This is a genomic window from Methanobrevibacter sp., from assembly GCF_045644645.1.
Classification (GTDB): Archaea; Methanobacteriota; Methanobacteria; order Methanobacteriales; family Methanobacteriaceae; genus Methanocatella.
On sequence record NZ_JAZRHE010000033.1, the window covers coordinates 1 to 6,669 of the forward strand.

The window sequence follows — 6,669 nt, forward strand, 5'->3', positions numbered from 1 at the left end:
AAGTAATTTACTAATTTTAAACCAATATTTTTTAAATTAAAGCAAAATTAGAATGAATTTTCATCGAAGTGAAATTTCAACTGTAAAAAAGATTAATTTGAAAGAAGCCTATAAAATTTTACAGACTCGTTAAAATGAAAATATTGTATTTCACATCCACCGGAAACAACTTGTATATTGCACAGAATTTGGGTGGAGAACTTTTAAGCATTCCACAATTGGTTAATGACAACATCTTTGACATTGAAGATGATGTGGTGGGCATTGTTTTTCCAGTATATTATGCAACATCGCCTAAAATGCTGAGGGAATACCTTAAAAAAGTCAATATTGCTGCTGACTATCTGTTTTTGATTGCCTCTTATGGATCCGACGGTGACCAGAATGCATTAAGGATAATGACTAAAACATTAGAAAAAAGGGGAATGGCAGTAAACTATACAAATTCCGTTTTGATGGTGGACAATTACCTGCCTATGTTTGACATGGCTAAGGAAAAGGAAATCAAAGATGAAAATGATATTTTAAATGCAATCAGTATTATCAAAGATGATATTTTGATGAAAAAAGAATTTAAACTTTCTAAAAAGATGTTTACTGCTGTGCCATTCATTGAAAAAGTCTTGGAATCCACAATGTCTAAAAAATTCAAGATTGTTGTCGGCAAGGACTGTTCCAATTGCCAGATATGTACAAAAGTATGTCCAAGGGGCAACATTGAATTAACGGAAGGAAAACCTGTTCTGGGAGATAATTGTGAATTCTGTCTTGGTTGTGTTCATCACTGCAAGAATAATGTTTTAAATTTAAATCAGGAAGCCAATCCTAATGAAAGATATCTTAATCCTAATATTAAAGTTTCTGAAATAATAAAGAGCAATAATATTAAATAGTACAATTCGAAACTAAAAGTACATTATATTTTGTATAGTATACGGGCAACAAAAATTTAAATTATTTTTGGAGTTTATATCTTTTATTATGGTTCTATAATTGTTTTTAATTATTTTAACGTAATTTTAGTCGTTATATGGTTTAATTAATGATTTTTCATTCTTATTTTTATAAAAAGAGTTTTTTAAATAATTATTTTTTAAGGCTTTTTGGTCGTTTTTAGTAGAGTGCTTATATTTTGTATAGTATTTTTGGTATATTGCCTTAAGTAAAATTCGTTAACATAATTTATAAAAATTAATGCACCTCAACATATACTCTAATAAAAATAGTGGTAGAAAATTAAAGTAAAGTTATTAGATTTTATTTAATTGAATCGTTGAAGCAATCACCTTTGAATAAATTTAATTAATAGTAATCATATAGGTAAATTATAATTGTGGGTGTTCATGATGGGTTTCTTTGATAAGGTCAAAAAGGCATTCGGGTCTAAAAAGGAAGATGTTGAATCTCAAAATAATGTGAATGATGAAATAATTGATAAACATGAACCCATTGGAACTATAGAAGATAATAGAAATTTTAATGGTGATGAAGAGTTTCAATCTAATACTTCAGAAGAAACTCTCGTAAATGAAGAAGTAATTGATAAACCACAACCTATTGATAGTATAGAAAATGCTGATGAAAGTTTAAATGATAATGAAGAGATTCCATCTAATGATTTAGAAGAAACTCCTGCAGATGAAGAAATTATAGATAAACCAACACCAAATGATAAAATTAGAAACTTTAAATATTTAGATGATTTGATTCACAGTGGTGCAAAAGAAATAGTTTTAGATTCAGATGTAATTTTAAGTGATGGTGAAGAGTCTGAATATGAAGAGGGAATCAAACTGGACATTGATGATTTGGTTGTAGATGGAAATGGTTATTTTATTGATGCACGAGGAAAAACACAAATATTTCAAAGCATCGGCAAAAATATTCTAATTAAAAACATCACCTTAAAAAATGGATTTACAGAGAAATATGGTGGGGCAATAGAAAATAATGGCGGAGAATTAACACTAAGAAAGTCCTTGCTTAATGAAAATAGTGCAAAATTCGGTGGTGGTGCAATAAGCTGCAATAAGGGCATTCTGACAATTGAAGAGTCTTTATTCAATGAGAATGTTGCAGAATGGGATGGAGGCGCAATATATAATCATGGTGGAGAGTTAAGAATTGTTGAATCAGCATTCTCAGGAAATGTGGCAGAGTGGGATGGGGGTGCAGTAGACCAGGAAACCGGCACATTAACAATTTCACAATCCTCATTCAATTACAACACTGCAAATGGAGCATCCGGTGGTGGAGCGATACATAACAATAATGGTTTTTTAACAGTTGCAGTCTCAACATTCAATGAAAACAGTGCCGGCAATGATGGGGGTGCGATATGCTTAAGAGAACTAAATAAATTTGAATCATACAATTGCAATTTTAAAGATAATGTCCCTGATGATGTATTTGTTGTCCAAGAATTCGAATCTGATGAAATTGATGATGACATTTCTGATTCTCCGTCTGCGGAAGAGGATTTCGTTTGTGATGAAATTGACAAATCTGTTGAAACCAAAACATTTAAAGATTTGGATGATTTGATTCATAGTGGAGTTGAAAAATCGTCAGCTTCAGTGGAGTTGTTTAAAGATTATTGGGGGAGAGTTAAAGAGATAATTTTAGATTCGGATATTATTTTAGATCCTGATGAAGAGTCAGAATATTTTGAAGGTATTGAACTGGATGTTGGAAATTTGCTTATTGATGGAAACGGACATACAATTGATGCAAGAGGTAAAACACGAATATTTAAATGCAAGTCTAATGTCATATTAAATAATATAGTATTCAAAAGAGGATTTTCAAAATTCCATCATAAATCTTCCATAAATGGAGGAGGGGCCATTATAAATAAAGGAACGTTATCTGTAGTGAACTGCAATTTTTATGATAATGTTTTTAGAATTGATGAAAATGCCACTGATGATATTGTTGATTCGTCAGAGAAAACTGATTATAGAAATGGTGGTGGCGCCATTATAAATGAAGGTCGTCTATCATTAATGGAATGTAATTTCAGTGATAACATTTCCATAAATGATGCCGGCGAAGTTATTAAAAATGGTGGCGGAGCTATTAGAAATGATTCCTCGTTGGAAGTAGTTAAATCTACATTTCTAAAAAATACAGTAAATGGGGGAAATGGAGGGGCAATACATAACAGTGAGGGTTCTCTAAAAATGGAAGGCTCCGAATTAAATGGAAATGGCTCTGATAATTATGGTGGGGCCATCAATAATGAAAGTGAATTATCTTTGATAAACTGCAAATTAAAGTCAAACACTGCAAAAAAAGGCGGATCTGTTAACAACATGTTTAAAGGATGTTTAAGGATTGCCAAATGTCATTTTGATAAAAATATTGCATATTTACAGGGAAGTGCAATATTTAATAACGATTATATGGACATTAAAAATTCAAAGTTTCTGGATAATGATTCGGATGACTCCTGTGCTGTAATTTATCATAAGGGAGAGGTTAGTTGTGAATTGTTTATTAAAAAATGTTACTTTTCTCAAAATTTATTCAGAAATAATTTAATATATCTTGAAGATGGTTTTTGCAGGATTGATTATTCAAAATTCGACATTAATGATGATTCATATATTATCCATAATCAAAATGCTAATTTGATGTTTGAAAATTCCAAATTTGTTAATCTGAATAAAAAGGCCATTTTCAATAATAATGGCTTTTTAAGTATTCACAGGGAAGAGGAATTAGTTAATCAAATTAAATTCGGTGAAAATTTTGATTGTCGCAGATTATATTATTTTGGTGATGGGATTCCTGAAGGATGGTTGGGATTTGCTTATTTAAATGATTTAATACATTCAGGATCTAATCGTGTAACTTTGGATTCTGATATAGAAATGCATAGTTCAGAGCAAAATTTCTATGAAGGGGGAATTGAAATTGACATTGATAATTTGGTTATAGATGGAAATCATCATACCATTGATGCCAATCGCTTTTCTAGGATATTTCTTATTTCCGCTAAAAATGTCTTGATTAAAAATATAAAATTCCTTAGGGGACATTATTTTAGAAGCAGATATGATAGTGAAAATGATGGTGGAGGCGTAATCTATGCCATGCCTGGTTCTTCTTTTGAAATTAAAAACTGTGAATTTATCCAAAGTAGCTCAAGAAAATCTGCAGGAGCAATATTGAACAAATCAAAATCTTTTAAAACTAACAAAATTCAATTTAAAGATAATTATTCTGCAGATAAAGGCGGTGCAGTATTGAATCAAAATTCAACGGTTGAAATGACTGATTGTGAGGTCATTAAAAATTTTTCAGATATTTCCGGAGGCATATATAATGAAAACTCAAAATTATATCTGACGAACTGCAGATTTTTCAAAAACTCGGCTAAGGATGGCGGAGCCATATCAAATATGAGAAAATGCCAGTTATCCTTAAAAAATTGTGATTTTGACAGTAATGACGCTTTAGAAAATGGTGGTGGAATCTATAATTGGATGGGATCGGTTTATATTGAGGGTTCCAATTTCATTAGCAATGAATCTGGCAGATATGCGGGAGCTATTGATAATTATTTGGGATGGATCAGTATCAACAAATCAATATTCGAAGGCAATTCTGTCAAGGAAAGTGCCGGCGCTATTTTCAATGGCGGTATGATTGAGTCTCTTGAGGAGTGTGTTTTTGAAGATAACTCCTGCATTTTGAAAGGAGGGGCAATTTATGCCAGCAAATCAAGTGGAACAAAAATTTCAAAGACAAAATTTGTTTCAAATAATGCAATTGGAGATAATGGATTGGGTGGAGCAATTTTTAATCAGTCATATTATAAGGGTTCTGAGGATTTTGTGATGGATTTGATGCAGTGCGATTTTATAGCTAATTTTGCAAATGATGACGGTGCGGCCATCTTCAATAAGGGGCGTCTAAATTTAAATGAATGCAATTTTAAAGATAATTTCTGCAATAAAAATGGAGAGACATTAACAAATTATGGCAAAGCAAAAATGAATATTGCGAATACAAATTTTGATTAATATGTTATCTATTATAACCGCTAAATTTAGTGATAAAATGGCAATATCCAAAGAAAAAGTTAACATCACAATAACTAACAAAAGGCAAAGTTGTAGTTAATGATACAGTTAAAACTAATTCTAAAGGTAATGCAAAACTTAATCTTGATTTAAAGAAAGGTAAATACAAAGTTATTGTTACATATGGTAATGAAAACTACACTGGAAACATTTACAACACAAAAATTAACTATTAAAGAAGAAGTTAAAGAAACTGTTAGTGAAGAAAGTTATTCTTCAAGTTCCAGCAGTTCTTATTCTGGAGGTTATGATAAATATTCTCCACAATATGTACTTACGTAACTGAATACACTGATTCCAATGGAGTACAACATATTGATGGAGCTAATGGAATGCACGAAAGCTATTACCATACTACAGGTCTACTTACTCATGATGATGGGAATGGGCACGTACAGTATATGTAGATATTTTATAATCTTCACTATTCTTTTTATTTTTTTAACATGGCCTTGGCTATTGCACCATATCAAAATTTACTGCTTAATTTCATGCTTTTCTCGTTAAAGTATTGCAATAGGATCTGGCTCGGCCATTGCATCGAAAATTTCCAGTAAATCCTCTTCCTTGATTTGTGCGATGGTCAGTGCTCTGGCATGCTTGTTTTTATATGTCAAGCAAACCTTTTTGAAAAGGTCATCAACATCGATTTTTTCGACTGCCCCTTCATTAGCATCATGGCCTGTCAAATCAATGCTTTAGAGATAATCCTCATCGGTTATTGCATCTATCAATTCTTTGAGCCAGTCATCATAATATAGTTTGCCTTTTTTTAGGATTTTGTCAATGTCACATTTGGCCACAGTGGCAACAAAGACATTTTTGTTTCTAATCTGCTTTAGGCGGACATCTTGTGATAATCCCGATGTGCATTCACTGTAATGTCTGCCCAAATGCCATTGCTGTCAATGAACTTTTTCAGATGCTTCAGGTTATACAATTCATATTCAATCGATTTGACGATTTCAATGAGCCTATATTTGTCATTAATTTTAGAAAATGCCTTTTCGCTGTTGTAGTATGCATGATGACTGTGCAGTGGCATTTACTGGAAGATATGAAAAATTAGCTAGTGAAAAGCAATCTCAAAGTGTTAATGTGGATAAATGGTATTCTACGTGATTATAATATTTATTTTGTTAATATTTTTTTGGAATTTTTAATTTTTTTCAAAATGAATATTTGAAAGTTATGGATTAAAATTATATATTATTCTGCAGAAATATTACATTGTCTGAGAGAAAAGTAATAAATATTTTGTATAGTATACGGGCAACAAAAAATCTATATTATTTGGGGTTTTTTTGACTTATTATTCATTAATATTGGTTTAATTCTTGATTAACTTAATATACTTATTTTATAATTTTATTAAGCATTATATGTTGATATTTTTAAAAATTGAGTCTTTTTTTAAGGAATTAATTTGGTCTTTTTTAGCAGGTGTTTATATTTTGTATAGTTTTTTCAGTATATTGGCTTTATATTCAGTGTAAATTCTTTTAAAAATTTATTGGGGAAATTCAATAATCTGGTTTTAATATAATCAGTAATTCCCATAATAATCATTTCATATTTT

The 6,669-nt window shown here is 30.7% G+C and carries 5 protein-coding genes; 3 read left to right on the forward strand and 2 right to left on the reverse strand.

From position 1 onward, the window contains the following. Nucleotides 1–134: 134 nt before the first annotated feature. From ACKI4K_RS02200 to ACKI4K_RS02210, 3 genes are all read left to right on the forward strand, one after another. A complete protein-coding gene (locus ACKI4K_RS02200) occupies nucleotides 135–893 on the forward strand; it encodes an EFR1 family ferrodoxin (RefSeq protein ID WP_407421845.1) in 759 nt (252 codons plus the stop codon). Nucleotides 894–1,343: 450 nt separating this feature from the next. Further along, entirely contained in the window at nucleotides 1,344–5,030 is a 3,687-nt protein-coding gene (locus ACKI4K_RS02205) for a hypothetical protein (RefSeq protein ID WP_407421847.1), read from the forward strand. Between the two features lie 189 nt (nucleotides 5,031–5,219). After that, a complete protein-coding gene (locus ACKI4K_RS02210; RefSeq protein WP_407421849.1) occupies nucleotides 5,220–5,372 on the forward strand; it encodes a hypothetical protein in 153 nt (50 codons plus the stop codon). Nucleotides 5,373–5,593: 221 nt separating this feature from the next. Here the strand turns inward: ACKI4K_RS02210 and ACKI4K_RS02215 are convergent, their stop codons facing one another. Both ACKI4K_RS02215 and ACKI4K_RS02220 read right to left on the reverse strand, forming a co-directional pair. Next, on the reverse strand, nucleotides 5,594–5,779 hold the full coding sequence (locus ACKI4K_RS02215; protein ID WP_407421851.1) for a hypothetical protein: 186 nt from the start codon (nucleotides 5,777–5,779) through the stop codon (nucleotides 5,594–5,596). A 149-nt stretch (nucleotides 5,780–5,928) separates the two neighbouring features. Beyond that, complete coding sequence (locus tag ACKI4K_RS02220; protein ID WP_407421853.1) at nucleotides 5,929–6,135, reverse strand: hypothetical protein; 207 nt, start codon at nucleotides 6,133–6,135, stop codon at nucleotides 5,929–5,931. Nucleotides 6,136–6,669: the final 534 nt, after the last annotated feature.